The sequence below is a fragment of the Halomonas borealis genome (assembly GCF_004798905.1).
GTDB lineage: Bacteria > Pseudomonadota > Gammaproteobacteria > Pseudomonadales > Halomonadaceae > Halomonas > Halomonas borealis.
Genome location: NZ_SDMO01000153.1, coordinates 1 through 231, shown reverse-complemented (window position 1 = coordinate 231; position 231 = coordinate 1). Strand labels below are relative to the sequence as shown.

The 231-nt window shown below is 46.3% G+C and carries 1 protein-coding gene; it reads right to left on the bottom strand.

Annotated features, from left to right (window positions below; translation table 11 throughout):
• Positions 1-231, bottom strand: a 231-nt coding sequence (locus tag ETC07_RS16490) for an aminotransferase class V-fold PLP-dependent enzyme (RefSeq protein WP_136249358.1), incomplete at both ends; no start/stop codon positions are given.

Sequence of the window (231 nt, the reverse complement as noted above, 5' to 3'; positions counted from 1 at the left end):
ACCACTGCGCTCTTCAACAGCTTCTGGACCATAAACTTCCAAACCTTCAATCGCTTTTAGTTTAGGCATCACATAAGCTACAAGCTCTTGCTCATACCGATGAATATTGTCCATTCCTATTGCCTCAAGGTAGTCAATAGCTGCCCCGAGTGCGATAGCTCCCGCAATATTTGGTGTGCCCGCTTCAAACTTCCATGGCAACTCCGTCCATGTCGAGTGACTTTCATAAAC